The 20,044-nt window shown below is 60.3% G+C and carries 17 protein-coding genes; 11 read left to right on the top strand and 6 right to left on the bottom strand.

Annotated features, from left to right (window positions below):
* Window positions 1-26: 26 nt before the first annotated feature.
* Window positions 27-1,226, bottom strand: a complete 1,200-nt coding sequence (gene mtnK / locus DW58_RS08410; protein WP_024550335.1) for an S-methyl-5-thioribose kinase — start codon at window positions 1,224-1,226, stop codon at window positions 27-29.
* A 106-nt stretch (window positions 1,227-1,332) separates the two neighbouring features.
* Here mtnK and mtnA point away from each other — a divergent pair, with 106 nt between their 5' ends.
* Window positions 1,333-2,355 (top strand): S-methyl-5-thioribose-1-phosphate isomerase, encoded by a 1,023-nt coding sequence (mtnA, locus tag DW58_RS08405; protein WP_024550334.1) that lies wholly within the window; start codon window positions 1,333-1,335, stop codon window positions 2,353-2,355.
* A gap of 52 nt (window positions 2,356-2,407) precedes the next feature.
* Here the strand turns inward: mtnA and DW58_RS08400 are convergent, their stop codons facing one another.
* The 3 genes from DW58_RS08400 to DW58_RS08390 are packed head-to-tail and all read right to left on the bottom strand — an operon-like array spanning window position 2,408 to window position 4,238.
* The gene (locus DW58_RS08400) at window positions 2,408-2,950 is read right to left on the bottom strand and encodes a 1,2-dihydroxy-3-keto-5-methylthiopentene dioxygenase (protein WP_024550333.1); all 543 of its coding nucleotides are present in this window, start codon (window positions 2,948-2,950) and stop codon (window positions 2,408-2,410) included.
* A complete protein-coding gene (gene mtnC / locus DW58_RS08395; protein WP_024550332.1) occupies window positions 2,947-3,636 on the bottom strand; it encodes an acireductone synthase in 690 nt (229 codons plus the stop codon). The genes DW58_RS08400 and mtnC overlap by 4 nt, the downstream gene beginning before the upstream one ends.
* Complete coding sequence (locus DW58_RS08390; RefSeq protein ID WP_029696466.1) at window positions 3,633-4,238, bottom strand: methylthioribulose 1-phosphate dehydratase; 606 nt, start codon at window positions 4,236-4,238, stop codon at window positions 3,633-3,635. Before DW58_RS08390 ends, mtnC begins: the two co-directional genes overlap by 4 nt.
* 135 nt (window positions 4,239-4,373) lie before the next feature.
* On the opposite strand from DW58_RS08390, the gene DW58_RS08385 reads away from it, so the two are divergent.
* From DW58_RS08385 to DW58_RS08370, 4 genes are all read left to right on the top strand, one after another.
* A complete protein-coding gene (locus tag DW58_RS08385) occupies window positions 4,374-5,534 on the top strand; it encodes a pyridoxal phosphate-dependent aminotransferase (protein WP_024550330.1) in 1,161 nt (386 codons plus the stop codon).
* Between the two features lie 355 nt (window positions 5,535-5,889).
* A complete protein-coding gene (ahpC, locus tag DW58_RS08380) occupies window positions 5,890-6,453 on the top strand; it encodes an alkyl hydroperoxide reductase subunit C (protein WP_024550329.1) in 564 nt (187 codons plus the stop codon).
* A gap of 248 nt (window positions 6,454-6,701) precedes the next feature.
* Complete coding sequence (ahpF, locus tag DW58_RS08375; RefSeq protein WP_024550328.1) at window positions 6,702-8,267, top strand: alkyl hydroperoxide reductase subunit F; 1,566 nt, start codon at window positions 6,702-6,704, stop codon at window positions 8,265-8,267.
* 247 nt (window positions 8,268-8,514) lie between these two features.
* A complete protein-coding gene (locus tag DW58_RS08370) occupies window positions 8,515-9,747 on the top strand; it encodes a zinc-dependent alcohol dehydrogenase (RefSeq protein ID WP_024550327.1) in 1,233 nt (410 codons plus the stop codon).
* Window positions 9,748-9,923: 176 nt separating this feature from the next.
* On the opposite strand, the gene rnk is transcribed toward DW58_RS08370, so the two are convergent.
* Both rnk and DW58_RS08360 read right to left on the bottom strand, forming a co-directional pair.
* The gene (gene rnk, locus DW58_RS08365; RefSeq protein WP_024550326.1) at window positions 9,924-10,334 is read right to left on the bottom strand and encodes a nucleoside diphosphate kinase regulator; all 411 of its coding nucleotides are present in this window, start codon (window positions 10,332-10,334) and stop codon (window positions 9,924-9,926) included.
* A gap of 147 nt (window positions 10,335-10,481) precedes the next feature.
* Window positions 10,482-11,858: a GntP family permease gene (locus DW58_RS08360; RefSeq protein ID WP_024550325.1), complete on the bottom strand. Its 1,377-nt coding sequence runs from the start codon at window positions 11,856-11,858 to the stop codon at window positions 10,482-10,484.
* Between the two features lie 476 nt (window positions 11,859-12,334).
* On the opposite strand from DW58_RS08360, the gene DW58_RS08355 reads away from it, so the two are divergent.
* From DW58_RS08355 to DW58_RS08330, 6 genes are all read left to right on the top strand, one after another.
* Window positions 12,335-13,600 (top strand): ABC transporter substrate-binding protein, encoded by a 1,266-nt coding sequence (locus tag DW58_RS08355; protein ID WP_024562468.1) that lies wholly within the window; start codon window positions 12,335-12,337, stop codon window positions 13,598-13,600.
* A 167-nt stretch (window positions 13,601-13,767) separates the two neighbouring features.
* On the top strand, window positions 13,768-14,727 hold the full coding sequence (locus tag DW58_RS08350) for a carbohydrate ABC transporter permease (RefSeq protein WP_024547808.1): 960 nt from the start codon (window positions 13,768-13,770) through the stop codon (window positions 14,725-14,727).
* Complete coding sequence (locus tag DW58_RS08345; RefSeq protein ID WP_024547809.1) at window positions 14,724-15,569, top strand: carbohydrate ABC transporter permease; 846 nt, start codon at window positions 14,724-14,726, stop codon at window positions 15,567-15,569. Before DW58_RS08350 ends, DW58_RS08345 begins: the two co-directional genes overlap by 4 nt.
* 3 nt (window positions 15,570-15,572) lie before the next feature.
* Entirely contained in the window at window positions 15,573-16,685 is a 1,113-nt protein-coding gene (locus DW58_RS08340) for an ABC transporter ATP-binding protein (RefSeq protein ID WP_024547810.1), read from the top strand.
* 10 nt (window positions 16,686-16,695) lie between these two features.
* Window positions 16,696-18,345: a glycoside hydrolase family 13 protein gene (locus tag DW58_RS08335; protein ID WP_024547811.1), complete on the top strand. Its 1,650-nt coding sequence runs from the start codon at window positions 16,696-16,698 to the stop codon at window positions 18,343-18,345.
* Between the two features lie 3 nt (window positions 18,346-18,348).
* Window positions 18,349-20,025 carry a glycoside hydrolase family 13 protein gene (locus DW58_RS08330; RefSeq protein ID WP_024547812.1) on the top strand — a complete coding sequence of 559 codons (1,677 nt, stop codon included), beginning with the start codon at window positions 18,349-18,351 and terminating at the stop codon, window positions 20,023-20,025.
* Window positions 20,026-20,044 lie beyond the last annotated feature (19 nt).

Raw genomic sequence — 20,044 nt, 5'->3', positions numbered from 1 at the left:
AAGCAATGCCCACCCACCGCGACAGGCTAGCTGTACTGCCGCACCCGGATAAGCAGCTCGTCGGCATTATCCACTTGCCCGGCAACCAGTATCAGCGCTTTGCCGAGTTCAATGGCGTGGCGCAGGCAGGCGTGCTTCATCTCTTCATCAGCAATGGTGTCGATGTCTGCCACATGGGAGAGGCCCACGCTGCGGCGAATCAGCTCGCTGCCGGCAAAACCGACGGCATCGGTCAGCACTTTCTTCAGGAACGCTTCAACGTAGCCCGGCGCCGCCAGCGCGGCGTCGTGGGTTTCCGTGGCGGCAAGGCGGGCAAAGCGCGTGGCAAACGCCTGCCACAGCTCGCGAATATCCGTCAGGCGCTGCTCGCGTGCCGCGGCGGCATCGCGAATACCCAGCTGCCCCGGCGCGCCGCAGTAGTTGAGCAGCAGGTTGCCGATAGCGGTGCCGACGTCGAACCCGATGGGGCCGACGTAGCCAAATTCGGCATCAATGGCTTTCAGGCTGCCGTCGGCAACGAAAATAGAGCCGCTGTGGATGTCGCCATGCAGCAGGGCTTCGGCATGGGAGAAGAAACGATGCTTGAGACTTGCCACCGCCACCTTTAGCGCGCTGTCGTCGCGCAGGGCGGCGACGCTGGCTTCAATGGCCGCCGGATAGCTGTTGCGCTCATGGATCTGATAGGGGTCATTGAAGAACAGGTCTTCGGTGATCTCGCACATTTCCGGGTTGATAAACTGCGCCACCAGCGCCTTTTTGTTATGCGGATGAAGATGAAAATCGCTGGTGTGAAACAGCGTCTGCGCCAGGTACTCCCCCAGCTGCGTGGCGGCCTGCGGGTAGTAAGCGCCCTTGATAAGCTCCCCACGCCAGATGCGGTGGTCGGAGAGATCCTCCATCACCATCACCGCCAGCGCCGGATCGTAGTGCAGCACCTGCACCGTGTGCTGCGGGCAGTGGCGATAGTGCTCTACCAGCGTCTGGGCTTCAAGCCGGGCGCGGTCGAGGGTCAGCGGCCAGGACTCGCCGACGCAGCGCACGTAGGGTAGCGCCTGCTTCACAATCACGCGGCTGCGATGGTGAATGTCGAAAATTTTAAACACCAGGTTGAGATTGCCGTCGCCGATCTCCTGCGCGTCCACCAGCTCGTCAGGCGAGTCCACGCCGCCAAATTGTTGTGCGTAAGCCACGGCATCGGCGGCTGTGAAAGTGCGGTATTGCGACATTGCCCCTGTCCTCTCTCATTCTGGATATTAAGCCATTCAGACGTCTATACATCTGGACTTCATCCTGACACAATGTTCCACATTAACGCAACAGGGATTTAACGACATGCAGACACTTCAGACCACCAGCCTGCGGGTCGAGGGAAACCAGTTCTGGATCCTCGATCAGCAGGCGTTGCCGCAGCAAAAAAACTGGCTTCCTGCCGACAGCGTCGAGGCGCTGGTCGGGCATATTCACGCCTTGCGGGTACGCGGTGCGCCGCTGATTGGGCTCTCCGCCAGCCTGCTGCTGGCGCTGCTCGCTGAACGGGGCGAGAGCCGCGAGGCGCTGGCTGCGGCGCTGGAAACCCTGCGTGCCGCGCGGCCCACCGCGGTCAACCTGATGAACAATCTCGATCGCATGCGTACCGCGCTGGCGCAGCCCGACCACGTGACGGCCCTGGTGACGGAAGCGCTGCGGCTGGTGGAGGAGGACAGGGCGCTGTGTGAGCGCATCGCCCACGCCGGTGCCGCGCTGGTGACGCCCGGCAGCCGCCTGCTGACGCACTGCAACACCGGCGGTCTGGCTACCGCCGGACGCGGCACCGCGCTGGGGGTGATTGCTCACGCCTTCGAGGCGGGTAAGGTAGCCAACGTCTGGGTGGATGAAACCCGGCCCCTGTTGCAGGGCGGGCGTCTGACGGCCTGGGAGCTGGGGGAGTGGGGCGTGCCGTACCAGCTGATTACCGACTCCATGGCGGCAAGCCTGATGGCGCAGGGCGAGGTGGATGCGGTGTGGGTCGGGGCGGATCGCATCGCGGCGAACGGGGACGTGGCGAACAAAATCGGCACCTACTCGCTGGCGGTGCTGGCGCACTACCACGGCATTCCGTTCTACGTCGCCGCGCCGCAGACCACGCTCGACCCGGCCTGCCCGAACGGGGCGGCCATTCCCATTGAGCAGCGTGCGGCAACGGAGATCACCGGCGTGGCAGGGAGTTTTGGAGCGGTACAGTGGGCGCCGGAGAACGCCCGCGTCTACAACCCGGCGTTCGACGTTACCCCCGCCGCGCTGATCAGCGGCTGGGTGCTGGACAGCGGCGTGGTCACCCCGGCGCAGGTGCGCGACGGCGCCTTCGCCACGGCGTAATTGATGGGGTTACCCCCGGCGCGCTCCTTGAGGAAAGGGCCGGGGGAGGGGATCAGGCCAGCGTCGGGTAGGCACCGGCGATGTCGTTGCCGGTGAACTGCGCAATCCAGCCTTCGGGGTTATCGAAGATGCGGATTGCGGTAAAGCAGGGCTGCGATCCCATATCAAACCAGTGCGGTGTCCCGGCGGGCACCGAGATCAGATCGTTTTTCTCGCACAGCACCTGATAGACCTTATCCCCGATGTGCAGGCAGAACAGCCCGGCGCCTTCAACGAAAAAGCGCACCTCGTCCTCGCCGTGGGTATGCTCATTGAGGAATTTGCCGCGCATTGCCTCTTTCTGCGGGTTGTCCGGGCGGATGCTGATGACATCCCAGCTCTGATAGCCCTTCTCCTGCACCAGACGATCGATGGCGTGCTGATAGGCCGCGATGACGGTCTGTGCATCCGGTGCCGCGCCGAGATCGCGATCCGCTTCCCAGCGCTCGAAGCGCACGCCCTGGGCGTTCAGCTGCGCCCTGATCTCCTCGGCGTCACGGCTCTGCCACAGCGGGGTTTCGGCATCGTTATCAGAAAAAATCGTCAGTCCACTCATAAGGCAATCTGCTCCGGTAAAATGTCACTAAAGGAAGCCACCTGGCGATGCTGGCTGTGGGCATCCGGCTCGCCGCGAATCAGCTGTAGGGTATGCCAGCCCGCCGCGCGTGCCGCGTCCAGCTCCTGATGGATGTCTGATAAAAATAGCAGCGTATCGGCAGGGGCGCCGATGTGCGCGGCAATGTTGCGATAGGACTGCTCCTCGCGTTTAGCGCCAACGTGGGTATCGAAATAGCCGCTGAACAGGGGGGTAATGTCGCCCGCGTCGCTGTAGCCAAACAGCAGCTTTTGCGCTGCCACCGAGCCTGAGGAGTAGACGTAGAGATCCAGCCCCTGGGCGCGCCAGGCCTCCAGCGCCGGCAGTACATCGGGGTAAAGATGCCCGGTAAAGTCACCGTTAAGGTAGCCGTCGCGCCAGATATGACCCTGTAGCGCTTTCAACGCCGTGGACTTGCGATCCTCATCCATAAAGCGGAACAGCGTCTGAATCAGCGTGTCGGTATCCGCCTTCGGATCGGCGATTTCAACGCGCAGATCGTCAAGCGCGGCGCGCACCGGTTCGCTCTCCTGCTGCGCCTTAACGAACGCCGCCAGCCGCTCCCGGGCGTAGGGGAACAGAACGTTATGCACAAAGCGGATGTCGCTGGTGGTGCCTTCTATATCGGTAACAATCGCGCGAATCATTTTCTCTCCAGCAGGCGTAAACGCAGTTCACATTCAAATAAAAACTCCAGCCCTTCCAGGTGGCGACGCGCTTCATTGACGTCGCGCCCCCAGCAGGTCAGGCCATGGCCGCGTAACAGGAAACCATAGCGCAGCGGCGCAGCCTCTGCATAGTGGGCGATGCGTTGCGCCAGGGCGTCAATGTCCTGATCGTTGTCGAACAGCGGAATATCGACCGCGTCGAGATGGGTCTGCTGCCCGGCAAGGGATTTTTGCATCTCGTAGCCCTGAAGCCGCAGCACCGGGGCGTTCTCCAGCCGCGACAGCACCGTGGCGTTTACGGTATGGACGTGCAGAACGGCGTGGGCCTCCGGGAAGAGGCGGTAGATAAGGGTGTGCAGCCCGGTCTCCGCCGAGGGTTTTCGCCCGGAGGGAACGCGGCCGGTGGCAATCTCCACCTGCAGAAAGTCATCGCGGGTCAGGCTGCCTTTGTCGCGACCGGATTCGCTCAGCCAGCACCAGCGGGCATCTTCGCGCACCGACATATTGCCGCCGGTGGCGGGGGCCCAGCCTTTGTGGCCTATCCAGTGGCAGGTTTCTACCAGCGCATCGAGTTGTGTCATCTGCAGGCTCCGTCTGTCGGGAGGAATAATCTTATGGTTTAGACGTCTAAGCGTCTTGATTGCCAAATACTATCATCGTGATATAGTGGCGGCAACACACGCTTAACATCCTTTCTTACTGCAGGCACGATAATCATGAGCGCTAACCCTTTGATTCCGGAAAGTAAACTTCCCGCTCTCGGCACCACCATCTTTACGCAAATGAGCGCCCTGGCGCAGGCGCATCAGGCGATTAACCTGTCGCAGGGCTTCCCGGATTTTGATGGCCCGCGCTATCTCCAGACCCGCCTGGCGCACCACGTTGCCGAGGGATCGAACCAGTACGCGCCGATGACCGGCGTGGCGCCGCTGCGTGAAGCCATCGCCGACAAAACCGCCGCGCTTTACGGCTACCGGCCCGATGCCACCCGCGAGGTGACCGTGACCGCAGGCGCAACCGAAGCGCTCTACGCCGCCATCACCGCGCTGGTGCGGCCGGGCGATGAAGTGATTTGCTTCGATCCCAGCTATGACAGCTATGCGCCAGCGATCCAGCTGGCGGGCGGGGTGCTGAAGCGTCAGGCGCTCCAGCCGCCGCATTTCCGCGTCGACTGGGCGCATTTTACGACGCTGCTGAGCGAGAAAACCCGGCTGGTGATCCTCAATACGCCGCACAACCCCTCCGCGACGGTGTGGCAAAAGGCAGATTTTGCAGCGCTGTGGCAGGCCATCGCCGCGCACGATATTTTTGTGCTGAGCGATGAAGTGTATGAGCACATCTGCTTTGCCCCGCAGGGCCACGCCAGCGTGCTGAGCCATCCGCAGCTGCGCGAGCGGGCGGTTGCCGTCTCGTCGTTTGGCAAAACCTATCATATGACCGGCTGGAAGGTGGGCTACTGCGTGGGGCCCGCCGCGTTGAGCGCCGAGGTGCGTAAGGTGCATCAGTACCTGACCTTTTCCGTGAACACGCCGGCGCAGCTGGCGCTGGCGGATATGCTGCGCGAGCAGCCCGAGCACTACCGCGAGCTGCCGGATTTTTATCGCGCGCGCCGTGACCGGTTTGTGCAGGCGCTGGCGGCCAGCCGGTTTGAGATCCTGCCGTGCGAAGGCACTTATTTCCTGCTGGCGGACTACAGCGCCATTTCCGATCTCGACGACGTCAGCTTCTGCACATGGCTGACCACCGAGGTGGGGGTGGCGGCCATTCCGCTGTCGGTGTTCTGCGCCGATCCGTTCCCGCACAAGCTGATTCGACTCTGTTTTGCCAAACAGGAAGCCACGCTGGATGCCGCGGCGGCCCGTCTGGTCGCGCTGTGAGGCAGCGACAGTCAAAACCTATCACAGCCATAGGCGAGATAGCCGACAAGGCGCATTGCCCTTTGTCAGGGGGAGTGTTCTAATCAAAGCGTTTTGCGTGTAAGTGCAAGACCCATCCTTGAAGTTGCCTGCGGGAATTTCAGGTTTAAAGCCACCCCGTCAGGAGGTGGCTTTTTTATTTTCAACGCTCAACACGTTGGTCCGGCAAAAGATGCGCATGCACCTTTTCGTCGTCAAAAACGTTATCGGTAAGGGTTGTTAGCTATCGCTTATTGATTTGATAATGCAAACGCATTAGCAGCAGCGAGAGAATTTCGATACCTTACATCCCATCGAAACCACGGAGGAAGTATAGATGTCCTTGATTAACACTAAAATCAAACCTTTCAAAAACATGGCGTTCAAAAACGGTGAATTCATCGAAGTCACCGAGAAAGACACTGAAGGCCGCTGGAGCGTATTCTTCTTCTATCCGGCTGACTTTACCTTCGTTTGCCCGACCGAACTGGGCGACGTTGCCGATCACTACGACGAACTGCAGAAGCTGGGCGTAGACGTGTACTCCGTCTCTACCGACACCCACTTCACCCACAAAGCATGGCACAGCAGCTCCGACACCATCGCTAAAATCCAGTACGCGATGATCGGTGACCCGACTGGCGCCCTGACCCGTAACTTCGAAAATATGCGTGAAGACGAAGGTCTGGCTGACCGTGGTACTTTCATCGTTGACCCGCAGGGCATCATCCAGGCGATTGAAGTTACCGCTGAAGGCATCGGCCGTGACGCATCTGACCTGCTGCGTAAAATCAAAGCGGCTCAGTACGTTGCTGCGCACCCAGGTGAAGTTTGCCCGGCTAAGTGGAAAGAAGGCGAAGCGACGCTCGCTCCTTCCCTGGACCTGGTCGGCAAAATCTAATTTTTCGTCGGCTTTCGCCTCATAGCGGCGTTGGCTTCACTCTCGCGCCCCGGTCACTTACTTGAGTAAGCTCCCGGGGACTTGAGAGTTCGCCGCCTTGCTCTGAAGCGAAAATCCTTTGAAAAATTATGCTTTATATCGGGTGCAATATTGCACCCGATTTTTATCCCCACACCATGATTCAAGTTGCATTCAGGCAGCCCGCACAAGGCAGCTTGCATGATGATGTTTTAAGCCCAGGAGATTGTATGCTCGATTCAAACATGAAAACTCAGCTCAAGGCGTATCTTGAGCGTCTGACTAAGCCTGTCGAGTTGGTTGCTACGCTGGATGACAGCGCGAAATCGGCAGAAATCAAGGAACTGCTGGCTGAAATCGCTGAACTGTCTGACAAAGTGTCTTTCCGTGAAGACAACGCGCTGCCGGTTCGCAAACCGTCGTTCCTGATCACTAACCCGGGTTCCGCTCAGGGCCCGCGCTTCGCCGGCTCCCCGCTGGGTCATGAGTTCACCTCGCTGGTACTGGCGCTGCTGTGGACCGGCGGTCACCCGTCGAAAGAAGCGAAAGAGCTGCTGGAGCAGATCCGCGATCTGGACGGCGACTTCGAGTTTGAAACCTACTACTCGCTCTCGTGCCACAACTGCCCGGACGTGGTGCAGGCGCTGAACCTGATGGCGGTGCTCAACCCGCGCATCAAGCACACCGCTATTGACGGTGCAGTGTTCCAGAACGAAATCACCGACCGCAACATCATGGGTGTGCCGGCGGTGTTTATGAACGGTAAAGAGTTCGGTCAGGGCCGTCTGTCACTGGCTGAAATCATGGCGAAAGTCGATACCGGCGCGGAGAAACGTGCGGCAGAGGCGCTGAACCAGCGTGACGCTTACGACGTCCTGATCGTCGGTTCCGGCCCGGCGGGTGCGGCAGCAGCGGTCTACTCTGCGCGTAAAGGTATCCGTACCGGTCTGATGGGTGAACGTTTCGGCGGCCAGGTGCTCGACACCGTGGACATCGAAAACTACATCTCGGTACCGAAAACCGAAGGTCAGAAGCTGGCCGGCGCGCTCAAGGCGCACGTGAATGAATACGATGTAGACGTGATCGACACCCAAAGCGCGACGAAGCTGATTCCGGCAAGCGTGGAAGGCGGCCTGCATCAGATTGAAACCGCCTCAGGCGCCACCCTGAAAGCGCGCAGCGTCATCATCGCCACCGGCGCCAAATGGCGTAACATGAACGTGCCGGGTGAAGACCAGTACCGCACCAAGGGCGTAACCTACTGCCCGCACTGCGACGGCCCGCTGTTTAAAGGCAAGCGCGTGGGTGTGATCGGCGGCGGTAACTCCGGTGTGGAAGCGGCTATTGACCTCGCCGGCATCGTAGAGCACGTCACCCTGCTGGAGTTCGCCCCAGAGATGAAAGCGGACCAGGTGCTGCAGGACAAGCTGCGCAGCCTGCCGAACGTCGAGATCATCCTGAACGCGATGACCACCGAAGTGATCGGCGACGGCAGCAAAATGACCGCGCTGGAGTATCAGGATCGCGTCAGCGGTGCCAAACACACCCTGGAGCTGGCCGGTATCTTCGTCCAGATCGGTCTGCTGCCGAACACCAACTGGCTGGAAGGCGCGGTTGAGCGCAGCCGCATGGGCGAAATCATCATCGACGCCAAGTGCGAAACCAGCGTGAAGGGCGTGTTTGCCGCAGGGGACTGCACCACCGTTCCGTACAAGCAGATCATCATCGCCACCGGCGAAGGTGCGAAAGCGTCACTCAGCGCGTTCGACTACCTGATCCGTACCAAAACCGCGTAACAACTGACGTTACGCAGCAAAAAGGCCGCCGATGCGGCCTTTTTTTATGCCCAGGATAAATCCCAATCCACCGCCGTCTGGCCCTAAAAAGCCGGGCAGCGCACCTCACCTGGCTACGCTTGGTCAGAGGAGAGTGAAGCATACCGCTTCGCTTTTTCGCTGAAATTCCAGCCACCTGGCTCAGTCATGCAGATTCATCGTCGATGATGCTGCCTGATGAGCCTGGCGATAACCAGGAGGTCAGTTTATGAAAGCGTTAACCTATCATGGCGCCCACGATGTTCGCGTTGATAACGTTCCGGACCCGTCCATCTATGCCGATGACGATGTGATCCTGCGGGTCACCGCCACGGCTATCTGCGGGTCAGACCTGCACCTCTATCGCGGTAAAATTCCCCAGACCGAACACGGCGATATTTTTGGGCACGAGTTTATGGGCGAGGTGGTGGAAACCGGCCGCGGCGTCACCAACCTGCAAAAGGGTGACCGGGTGGTGGTGCCGTTTGTTATTGCCTGCGGCGACTGCTTCTTCTGCCACCTGCAGCAGTACTCCGCCTGTGAAACCACCAACGGCGGCCACGGCGCCGCGCTCAACAAAAAGCAGATCCCGGCTCCGGCGGCGCTGTTCGGCTTTAGCCACCTCTACGGCGGCATACCCGGTGGCCAGGCGGAGTACGTCCGGGTGCCGAAAGCGAACGTCGGGCCGATCAAAGTGCCTTCTACCCTCGCCGACGACAAAGTGCTGTTCCTGTCGGATATCCTCCCGACCGCATGGCAGGCGGTGAAAAACGCCGAAATCGGCAAAGGTTCGCGCGTGGCCATCTACGGTGCCGGGCCGGTGGGGCTGCTGAGCGCCGCCTGCGCCCGCTATCTGGGGGCCGAGCAGATTTTCATGGTCGACCACAACGCCTATCGACTCGCCTTTGCGGAGCAGCGCTACGGCGTAATCCCGATTAACTTCGATGAGATCGACGATCCGGCTGCGGCAATTATCGAGCGCACTCTGGGGAATCGCGGCGTGGACGGCGTGATTGATGCGGTGGGTTTCGAAGCGAAAGGCAGTAAAACCGAAACCCTGCTGACCAACCTGAAAATTGAGGGCAGCAGCGGTAAGGCGCTTCGTCAGTGTATCGCCGCCGTGCGCCGCGGTGGGGTGGTGAGCGTGCCGGGCGTCTATGCCGGGTTTATTCACGGCTTCATGTTTGGCGACGCCTTCGATAAAGGCATCACCTTTAAGATGGGCCAGACTCACGTGCAGAAATGGCTGCCGGAACTGCTGGAGCTTATTGAGAAGGGGCTGATTCATCCGGAGGAGATTGTCACTCACTACATGCCGCTCGATGCGGCGGCGGAAGGGTACAAAATCTTTGAGAAGCGCGAAGAGGAGTGCCGGAAGGTGATTCTGGTGCCGGGGGCGACCACACCGGAAGCCGCACGCGATAAAGTGACCGGTATCGTGAATACGCCGCTAATGCCGTAACGGCTCGCCCGGCGCGCCCGTATGGGGTGCGTCGGATGCCCTTTCAGGATCGGCGTGAAAACGGCCGCTGTCGCCGGTCAGGCGATGACGTAAAGCGTGGAATGGGCAGGCGGTAAAACGGAAAGAGGATGCGTACGCATCCTCTGCAACAACGCGTCGCGGCGCGTCAGGGGAGGTTACAGATGGAAATCGCCAGCGGCTTCAGGCTGGTAGCGTAACCCCAGCACTTCAAGATGCGTCTCGCTGCCGCCCGGTAGCGTCCACTGAATGGTATTCCCCACCTCTAACCCCAGCAGTGCGGCACCTACCGGAGCCAGTACCGACAGCTGGGTACTGCTGTCCGTCATCTGCGACGGGTAGACCAGCTTACGCACGTAGCGCTCACCGCTGTTCACATCACGAAACTCCACTTCACTTTGCATGCTCACCACGTTATGCGGCATTGCCTGCGGGGAGAGCAGCGTAGCCCGGTCAAGCTCGGTGTTTAACGCCTGGGCGACCGGCAGCGTGGCGTACTCAGGTTTCTCAAGCAGTTTATCGATGCGCACAGCATCAAGTTCACTGATGATGATGGCAGGTCTGGACATCTGTCACTCCATGTTATGTCGTTACGCCCGCGGCATGCGGGGCATATAGCCAAAAGAAAACCCTCACCGCCAGGCGATGAGGGTTAGCTAAGGGGGATGATACTGGCCCCGACGGGGATTTTGAAGAGCCTTACTTCACAAACTCTCTTACAAAATCAGGCTGCCGATAGCGGCGAAGATAAACGCCAGGCTGCCGAGCAGAGTTTCCATCACGGTCCAGGTTTTCAGCGTGGTTTTCTCGTCCATTTCCAGGAAGCGACCCACCAGCCAGAAACCGGAATCGTTCACGTGGGACAGCACCGTAGCGCCGCCCGCGATAGCGATAACGATAAAGCACAGGTCGAATTCGCTCAGTCCGGTTGTCACCTGCACCATCGGGGCAACCAACGCCGCGGTAGTGGTCAGGGCCACGGTGGCAGAGCCCTGCGCCACGCGCAGCGCGGTGGAGATCACGAACGCGGCAACGATAAGCGGCATGCCGGTATCAGACAGCACCCCGGCCAGCGCGTCGCCGATGCCGCTGGCGCGCAGTACGCCACCGAACATCCCGCCCGCACCGGTCACCAGGATAATGCCGCAGATCGGGCCGAGCGCGCCGTCGCAGATTTTTTCCAGATGGCTGAGGCTGTTGCGACCGCTGAACACCCACAGCGAGAAGAACACGGTAATCAGCAGCGCGATCGGGGTTTTACCCAGCATACGCAGGAAGTTAACCAACGTGCTGTCGGCGCTGACCCAGCCCATCACCGTCGCGGTATTAAGACCGGTATCAAGGAAAATCAGCACCAGCGGCATCAGCAGAATGGTCAGTACCAGACCAAATGACGGCGGCTGATGGTTCGCGTCCTGCTGGACTTCACCCAGGAAGGAGCTGGGCAGTTTGACGTCGAATTTTTTACCGGCGTACTGGCCATACAGGTAGCCACCCAGATACCAGGTCGGCAGGGCGATGATCAGACCCACAAACACCAGCAGACCGATGTTGGCACCCAGCAGTTCGCTGGCGGCAACCGGGCCCGGATGCGGCGGTACCAGCGCATGCATTACCGCAAAGGCGCCTGCGGCAGGGAAGGCGTACTTGAGGGTCGAGCCGCCAAACTGCTTCGCGACGCTGAAGATGATCGGCAGCATAACCACCAGACCGGCATCGAAGAAGATCGGGAAGCCAAACAGCAGCGAGGCGACGCCCAGCGCGAACGGCGCGCGCTGTGAGCCAAACTTGTTGATCAGCGTATCGGCCAGCACCTTCGCGCCGCCGGACACTTCAAGCAGACGACCAATCATCGCGCCAAGGCCGACCAGCAGGGCGACGCCTGCGAGGGTGGAGCCGAAACCGCTCAGGATGGTCGGGACGATTTTATCGAACGGGACTTTGGTCGCGATGGCAACGACCACGCTGACCAGCGTCAGGGCCAGGAAGGCATGCACACGAAAGCGCATGATCAGTACCAGCAGCAGGATCACCGCAGCGGCGGCAATGCCGAGCAGCGTTCCAGCGCCGTAAGCGTAAGTTGTTTCGGTCATTCTTATTATCCTCTGGGATTCACAATGGCGCTTTACCGATGCGGTGTGCAGGTGCGCTCTCTGATACCGGTAACATGATACTGGTAACATCCCTGGCGCTGTAAATAACCCCGGACATATTTATTAACATTTTGAGAGGCAGTTCAAAGAACCGTGTAAAGCCAGCGAGTGCGGTTTTCAGGCCATGATGGCCAGGCCTCGTCGCCCGGTGCGCCGCGGGATTAACAGGCTCACCGGCTTAATGCTTTGCAGCTTTTCGCCATTTCGCAACATCAGACCGCTTTTTTACTGCCTTTATGCTGCGTTCCGTGCACTGCATCGCTATTTAGCGTAACCGTGCGACAACTTTTTTGCAGCATAAGACGATCCTTAACTAGCTTGTTGTTATGGCGCATTTTTGCGCGATTCCGATTACGGCGGCCTGAAGGCTTTAGCCTGAGGCCACCTCTTACTACAACAATTATCAAGAGGTGAAGATGAAAACGCTGACGTTAAGTGCCCTGACGGTGGCGCTGGCGGGTTTTTGCCAGGCCAGTTTTGCGGATACCCTGCGGATGGAGTGCCCGGTGTCGCCGGGCGGCAAAGAGTACTGTAAGTACATCAAAGATCGCTTTGAAAAGCAGACGCAGCACCAGCTTGAATTTGTGGAATTCCCGTCGGGCTCCGATGAAAAACTTGCGCTACTTCAGCAGCTCTTCGCGGCAAAAGATGGAAAGGCCGTCGACGTCTTCGAAACCGATACCATCTGGATCGGCCTGCTTGATAAGCAAACCCTGGATCTCACCGAGGCGATGGGATCTGAAAAAGACAAATTCTTCCCCGGCCCGTGGCAGAACAACAGCGTTAACGGCCACCTGAAAGCGGTGCCCGGTTATATCGATACCGGCGTGCTGTTCTACCGTAAGGATCTGCTCGATAAATATCAGGAGCAGCCGCCCAAAACCTGGCAGGACCTGACGCGTATCGCGACCAAAATTCAGGCCGCCGAGCGCAAAGAGGGCAAAAAGAACTTCTGGGGTCTGGTGTTCCAGGGCAAGTCGTATGAGGGGCTGACCTGCAATGCGCTGGAGTGGGTGGACTCTTACGGCGGCGGCACCTTTATTGACGAAAAGGGCAACATCACCATCAACAATCCGAAGGCGGCGCAGGCGCTGGATATGGCCCAGGGCTGGATCGGGACCATCGCGCCAAAAGGGGTGCTCGGCTACAAAGAGGAGGAGTCGCGCTCGGTGTTCCAGAACGGCGATGCGCTGTTTATGCGCAACTGGCCCTATGCGTACCAGCTCTCTCAGGCTGACGACAGCCCGCTGAAAGGCAAGGTGGGCGTGACGGCTCTGCCGAGTGGCCCGGAGGGCAACGGCGCCACGGCGCTGGGCGGCTGGCACTGGTCGGTTAACGGTAACACCAGGAATCCGGACGCGGCCATTGCGCTGGTGAAAATCCTCACCGATGACGACTCCCAAAAAAACCGTCTGAAAATGCTCGGCCATGCACCGACCCGCGTGGCGCTCTATGACGATAAAGAGGTGCAGGCGCTGGCACCGCATCTGACCATGTTCCGCGACATCTTTGCCAAAGCGGTGCCGCGCCCGGCGACGGTAACCAAGGCGCAGTATCCCCGCGTCTCCAACGCCATCTTCAACGTGACCTTCAGCGTGTTGAACGGCAAAGAGGACGGCAAAAAAGCGGTGGCGGATCTGGAGAAACGCCTGAAGCGCACCAAAGCCTCCGACTGGCGGTAAGCCGCGCGGTCGCCTGACCCTCTCCCGGCGGGAGAGGGGATCACCGTGCTCACGGCAGCGTGGCGGCGTTGATGATGACGCCCCGACGCTCTCATGCCGGTCGCTGGCCGACAGGGACAGCCGCCGTGAGCGTGGAGGTAACACTGTGAACCGTCACTGGAGTGCCTATGCGTAGCGATATTTCCCCTCCCTTACCGGCGTCGCGCGGCAGGCGTAAAGTCAGCCTGCACCAGCGTCGTCGGCGCGGCGCCTGGCTGTTGATTGCCCCGGCGCTGCTGCTGCTGGCGTTTGCCGCCGGCTGGCCGCTGCTGAGAACCATCTGGTTCAGCTTTACCAACGCCATGCTCGATAATCCCAACGAGTATGAAATAGTCGGCGTGGCGAACTACTTCGCCCACCGGGACGGCATGGCGATTGGCGTGCTGAGCGACCCGCTGTGGTGGCAGGCGGTCGGCAACACGCTGTGGTTCAGCATCGTGTCGGTGTCGCTGGAGCTGGTGCTTGGCCTGCTGCTGGCCCTGCTGATGAACGAGAAGTTTCGCGGCCGGGCGCTGGTGCGCACCGCGATTCTGGTGCCCTGGGCGATCCCGACCATCGTCAGCGCCAAGATGTGGGGCTGGATGTTTCACGATCAGTACGGCGTGATTAACGACCTGCTGGGGCGGCTTGGGCTGCCGTCGCACCTTGCCTGGATCGCCGAGCCGTCGCTCTCCATGTGGGCGGTGGTAATCGCCGACGTCTGGAAAACCACGCCGTTTATGGCGCTGATGCTGCTGGCGGCGCTGCAGCTCATTCCCGGCGATCTCTACGAAGCGGCGCGGGTCGACGGCGCCAGCGCCTGGCAGCGCTTCAGGCGCATTACGCTACCGCTGATCATGCCGGCGCTGGTGGTCGCCCTGATCTTCCGCATCATGGATGCGATGCGCGTCTTCGACCTGATCTACGTCCTGACCTCTAACAGCGAGGCAACGATGTCGATCTCCGGCTACGCCCGGGAGCAGATCGTCTCCTATCAGGACATGGGCATGGGGTCGGCCGCCTCGGTGCTGGTATTCATGATGGTGGCCGGTATTGCGGCGGTGTTTATTCGCGTAGCGCGGCTGAACGCAAAGGAGGATAACGCATGAAGCTTTCCCGTAAGCAACGCAACATCGGTGGCCGGGTGGTTATCTATACCGGCGCGCTGCTGGCCTCGCTGTTCTGCCTGTTTCCCTTCTATTACGCGGTGCTGAGTTCGCTGCGCAGCGGCCAGGAGCTGTTCACGCCGGTGTGGTACCCCACCGGCTGGCACTGGGATAACTACGTGGTGGCGCTGATGGATAACGGCATCGCCCGCAGCCTGCTCAATTCGTTTCTGGTCGCTGGCATCACGGTAGGGCTGTGCTTGCTGGTGTCCATCACCGCCGCGTTTGCTCTGGCGCGGGTTAACTTCCGCGGTCGTCGTTTCCTGCTGTTTACCATCCTCTGCGTGTCGATGTTTCCCCAGGTGGCGGTGCTGACCGGGATGTTTGAGCTGGTGCGTTTTCTGGGGCTGTATGACTCGCTCGGGGCGCTGATTGTCTCCTACACCACCTTCTCGCTGCCGTTCACCGTCTGGGTGCTCACCACCTTTATCAAAACCATTCCGGTTGAGCTGGAGGAGGCGGCCATCGTCGACGGTGCCAAAACCGGCACCATTATTCGCCGGGTATTTGCCCCGGTGCTGGCCCCGGCGCTGGCGACCACCGGCCTGCTGGCGTTTATCGGTGCCTGGAACGAGTTCATGTTTGCGCTCACGTTCATTATTTCCAGCGCGAAGCGCACGGTACCGGTGGCGATCAGCCTGTTCAGCGGGGCATCCAGCTTTGAACTGCCCTGGGGCAGCATTATGGCGGCATCGGTGATTGTGACGCTGCCGATAATCGTGTTGGTGCTTATCTTTCAAAAACGGATTGTCAGCGGCCTCACCAGCGGCGCAATTAAGGGGTAACGAATGGCTCAACTACAGCTGGCGAAAGTTCAGAAGCGCTTCGGCACCCACGCCGAGGTGATAAAGCCGCTCGATTTACAGATCGACAGCGGCGAGTTTGTGGTGGTGGTCGGCCCGTCGGGCTGCGGCAAGTCGACCCTGCTGCGGCTGGTGGCCGGGCTTGAGGAGATCAGCAGCGGCGAGATGTTTATCGACGGCGTGTGCGTGAATGACGATACCCCGTCCGAGCGCGGCATCGGCATGGTGTTCCAGTCCTATGCGCTCTATCCCCATATGACGGTGTACCAGAACATGGCCTTTGCGCTGGAGATGGCAAAGCTGTCGGAGAAGAAGATCGACGAGCGGGTGCAGGCCAGCGCGCGCATCCTGCAGCTGGAAAGTCTGCTCGACCGGCGGCCGAAGGATCTCTCCGGCGGGCAGCGCCAGCGCGTGGCGATTGGCCGCGCCATCGTGCGCGAGCCGAGCCTGTTTCTGTTCGACGAGCCGCTCTCCAACCTCGATGCCTCGCTGCGCGTGCAGATGCGCATGGAGATTGCCGCCCTGCACAAGCGCATCAACGCCACCATTCTTTACGTCACCCACGATCAGGTGGAAGCCATGACGCTGGCCGATCGCATTGTGGTGCTTAACAAAGGGGCGATAGAGCAGGTCGGCACCCCGCTGGAACTTTACGATCATCCCGCCAACGTGTTTGTGGCGCAGTTTATCGGCTCGCCGAAGATGAACCTGATGCCGGGGCGCGTGGTGACCTGCGACGCGGCGCAGTGCGAAATCGAGCTGGAGAACGGCTTCCGGCTGACGCTGGCGGTGGAGGGCGAATCGGTGTCTCCGGGTGATGCGGTGCAGTTCGGCATCCGGCCTGAGCACCTGGAGGTGATGGATCTGGCGGGCGCCGACGTTGAGGGCGAGGTGCTGTTTGTTGAGCACATGGGGAATGAAACGCTGCTCTACGTGAACGGCGGCTACGGCGCAGAACCGCTGGTGATGCGCCATACTTCACGGCTTGAGGTCAGACCGGAGCAGCACGTCGGGCTGCGGCTGGCCCCGGAGCACGGCTATCTTTTCGACGGGACCGGGAGGGCGTTACGGCGTCTGAATGTGGACAACCAGCACTGAAGGAAGCGTGATGAAAGCATTTGAGAGAAAGTGGTGGCACAGCGCGGTGGTGTATCAGATCTACCCCCGCAGTTTTATGGACGCGAACGGCGACGGCATCGGCGATCTCGCGGGCATTATCAGCAAGCTCGACTATCTCAGGCAGCTCGGCATCAATCTTATCTGGCTCTCGCCGGTGTACCGCTCGCCGATGGACGACAACGGGTATGACATCTCCGACTACGAGGATATCGCCGCCGAGTTCGGCACCATGGCGGAGATGGAGCAGCTTATTGAGGAGGCAAAGGCGCGGGACATTCATATCCTGATGGACCTGGTGGTCAACCACACCTCCGATGAACACCCCTGGTTCCTGGAAGCCCTCAAGGGGAAAGATAACCCGTACCGCGACTTTTATATCTGGCGCAAACCGGCCCCGGACGGCGGGCCGCCGAACGATTTTCGCTCCTACTTTGGCGGCAGCGGCTGGGCATTTGATGAGGCCAGCGGTGAATACTATCTGCACCAGTTCTCGGTGCGTCAGCCGGATCTCAACTGGGAAAACCCCCGGGTGCAGGAGGAGGTTCACGCCATGATGAACCGCTGGCTGGATCGCGGCATCGGCGGCTTCCGTATGGACGTTATCGATCTTATCGGCAAAGAGGTCGATAAGCAGATCATGGCGAAGGGGAAAAACCTGCACCTGCTGATCCACCAGATGAACCGCGCGACCTACGGGGCGCGGGATAAGCTCACCGTCGGCGAAACCTGGAGCGCCACCCCCGAAGATGCGCTGCTTTACAGCGACCCGGAGCGCCAGGAGCTGTCGATGGTATTCCAGTTCGAACACATCAAGCAGACCTGGGACGAGAAGCACGGCAAGTGGCGCAGCCGTCCGTTTGAGCTGTCGCGCTTTAAGGCGGTGATCGACAAATGGCAGACCGCGCTGGCCGACCGGGGCTGGAACTCGCTGTTCTGGAGCAACCACGATCTGCCGCGTGCGGTGTCGAAGTTTGGCGACGAAGGCGAGTACCGGGAGGCCTCGGCCAAGCTGCTCGCCACGGCGCTGCACTGCCTGAAAGGCACGCCCTATATCTATCAGGGCGAAGAGATCGGCATGACCAACGTGCGCTGGAGCACCATCGAAGAGTATCGCGACATTGAAAGCCTCAATTTCTACCGGGAGCGGATCGCGGCCGGTATTACTCACGACGAGATGATGACCGGTATCCACGCCAACGGGCGCGACAACGCCCGCTCGCCGGTGCAGTGGGACGACAGCCCGCACGCGGGCTTCACCACCGGCACGCCGTGGATGGCGGTAAACCCCAACTACCGCAGTATTAACGTCGCCCAGGCGCTGGCCGAGCCGGACTCCATCCTCTGGCACTATCAGAAGCTGGTGGCGCTGCGCAAGCTCTACCCGGTGCTGGTCTACGGCGACTATCAGATGCTCTTCGCTGAACATCCGCAGGTGTTTGCCTGGCTGCGCCGCTACGAGGGCGATACGCTGCTGGTGCTCAATAACGTCAGCCGCGAGCATCTGACGCTGGATATTCCCGAGCCGCTGCAGGCGTGGCACGGGGAGTGTCTGATCAGCAACTACGCACCGCGCGATCAGCTGGCGGTGAGCCTTGAACTCCAGCCCTGGGAGTCGTTCGCGTTACTGATACGGGAGTAGTGCATGAGTGAAATAACCACGCCGCACAGCCAACGCTGGTGGAAAGAAGCCGTGGCTTACCAGATTTATCCGCGCAGTTTTAAGGACAGCAACGGTGACGGCATCGGGGATCTGAACGGCATCACCGGCAAGCTTGATTACCTGCAGCAGCTGGGCATCGACCTCATCTGGATCTGCCCGATGTACCGGTCGCCGAACGACGATAACGGCTACGACATCAGCGACTACCACGCCATTATGGACGAGTTCGGCACCATGGCGGATTTTGACCGCCTGCTGGACGCGGTGCACGCCCGCGGAATGCGGCTGATCCTCGACCTGGTGGTGAACCATACCTCGGATGAGCACCCGTGGTTCCTCGAATCACGCGCCTCGCGGGATAACCCGAAACGCGACTGGTATATCTGGCGTGACGGGCGCAACGGAGCGGAGCCCAACAACTGGGAGTCGATCTTCAACGGCTCGGCCTGGGAGTACGACGACGCCACCGGGCAATATTTCATGCACCTGTTCAGCCGCCGCCAGCCGGATCTCAACTGGGAAAATCACCAGATGCGCCAGGCGGTGTACGACATGATGCGCTGGTGGCTAGATAAAGGCATCGATGGCTTCCGCATTGATGCCATCGCGCACATGAAAAAAGAGCCGACGCTGGCCGACGTGCCGAACCCGGACAAGCTGCCGTATGCCCCGTCGATGGTCAGCCATCTTAACTACGATGGCTTGCTGGACTACGTGGACGATATCTGCCGCGAGGTGTTTAACCGGTACGATATTGTCACCGTCGGCGAGATGAACGGCCTCGATGCGGCGCATGCCGAGGAGTGGGTCGGGGAGCACCGGCAGCGCCTCAACATGGTGTTTCAGTTTGAGCACGTGCGGCTCTGGGAGCCGGAGGCCGGGCTGCGGCCCGACCCGCTGACGCTTAAGCGCATTTTTACCGGCTGGCAGGAGGCGCTGGAAGGGAAGGGCTGGAACGCGCTCTATGTCGAAAACCACGACGTGACGCGGATTGTGTCGCGCTGGGGCGATACCGAACGCCACTGGCGGGAGAGCGCGACCTGCATCGCGGCGATGTGGTTTCTGATGCAGGGCACGCCGTTTATCTACCAGGGCCAGGAGATCGGCATGACCAACATGCGGTTTACCTCCCTCGACGAGTTTGACGATGTGTCAGCCCATAACAAGGCCCGGGAGCTGGCGCGGCAGGGGATGAGCGAGACCGAGATCCTGGCGTATCTCAACCGCACCGGGCGGGACAACTCACGCACCCCGATGCAGTGGGATGCCTCGCCGTATGCCGGGTTCAGCACCCATCAGCCGTGGCTGCCGGTGAATCCGAACTACGAGATGATCAACGTCGAAAGCCAGCTCTACGATAGCCATTCCGTACTCAATTTCCACCGTGAGATGATTCGTCTGCGCAAGCGCGAAACGGCGCTGGTGTACGGCAGATATGCGCTGCTGCTGGCGGCGCATCCGCAGATTTACGCCTACAGCCGCACCTGGCAGGGTGAGCGCATCCTGGTGCTGTGCAACCTGTCGGGCAAGCACGCGCTCTGGCCGGAGGCAGAGCTGTCGCTGCGCGGCGCAATTAGCATGCTGGCTAACATGGAGGAGGGTGAGGACGCTTATCGTCTGCGTCCGTGGGAAGCGCGCATCTATAAGTGCCACCACTAAACAACCGGGCGTAAAGCCC

Source organism: Siccibacter turicensis LMG 23730 (assembly GCF_000463155.2).
GTDB classification, from domain to species: domain Bacteria; phylum Pseudomonadota; class Gammaproteobacteria; order Enterobacterales; family Enterobacteriaceae; genus Siccibacter; species Siccibacter turicensis.
This window is presented reverse-complemented; position numbering and strand designations above follow the sequence as displayed.

What these genes read in the sequence shown, in the direction of transcription:
- ahpF (WP_024550328.1), top strand. Translation starts at nt 6,702, where the DNA reads ATGCTCGATTCAAACATGAAAACTCAGCTCAAGGCGTATCTTGAGCGT.
- DW58_RS08400 (WP_024550333.1), bottom strand. Translation starts at nt 2,950, where the DNA reads ATGAGTGGACTGACGATTTTTTCTGATAACGATGCCGAAACCCCGCTG.
- mtnC (WP_024550332.1), bottom strand. Translation starts at nt 3,636, where the DNA reads ATGATTCGCGCGATTGTTACCGATATAGAAGGCACCACCAGCGACATC.
- DW58_RS08350 (WP_024547808.1), top strand. Translation starts at nt 13,768, where the DNA reads ATGCGTAGCGATATTTCCCCTCCCTTACCGGCGTCGCGCGGCAGGCGT.
- rnk (WP_024550326.1), bottom strand. Translation starts at nt 10,334, where the DNA reads ATGTCCAGACCTGCCATCATCATCAGTGAACTTGATGCTGTGCGCATC.
- DW58_RS08390 (WP_029696466.1), bottom strand. Translation starts at nt 4,238, where the DNA reads ATGACACAACTCGATGCGCTGGTAGAAACCTGCCACTGGATAGGCCAC.
- DW58_RS08370 (WP_024550327.1), top strand. Translation starts at nt 8,515, where the DNA reads ATGAAAGCGTTAACCTATCATGGCGCCCACGATGTTCGCGTTGATAAC.
- ahpC (WP_024550329.1), top strand. Translation starts at nt 5,890, where the DNA reads ATGTCCTTGATTAACACTAAAATCAAACCTTTCAAAAACATGGCGTTC.
- DW58_RS08385 (WP_024550330.1), top strand. Translation starts at nt 4,374, where the DNA reads ATGAGCGCTAACCCTTTGATTCCGGAAAGTAAACTTCCCGCTCTCGGC.
- DW58_RS08345 (WP_024547809.1), top strand. Translation starts at nt 14,724, where the DNA reads ATGAAGCTTTCCCGTAAGCAACGCAACATCGGTGGCCGGGTGGTTATC.
- DW58_RS08330 (WP_024547812.1), top strand. Translation starts at nt 18,349, where the DNA reads ATGAGTGAAATAACCACGCCGCACAGCCAACGCTGGTGGAAAGAAGCC.
- DW58_RS08360 (WP_024550325.1), bottom strand. Translation starts at nt 11,858, where the DNA reads ATGACCGAAACAACTTACGCTTACGGCGCTGGAACGCTGCTCGGCATT.
- DW58_RS08355 (WP_024562468.1), top strand. Translation starts at nt 12,335, where the DNA reads ATGAAAACGCTGACGTTAAGTGCCCTGACGGTGGCGCTGGCGGGTTTT.
- DW58_RS08335 (WP_024547811.1), top strand. Translation starts at nt 16,696, where the DNA reads ATGAAAGCATTTGAGAGAAAGTGGTGGCACAGCGCGGTGGTGTATCAG.
- DW58_RS08340 (WP_024547810.1), top strand. Translation starts at nt 15,573, where the DNA reads ATGGCTCAACTACAGCTGGCGAAAGTTCAGAAGCGCTTCGGCACCCAC.
- mtnK (WP_024550335.1), bottom strand. Translation starts at nt 1,226, where the DNA reads ATGTCGCAATACCGCACTTTCACAGCCGCCGATGCCGTGGCTTACGCA.
- mtnA (WP_024550334.1), top strand. Translation starts at nt 1,333, where the DNA reads ATGCAGACACTTCAGACCACCAGCCTGCGGGTCGAGGGAAACCAGTTC.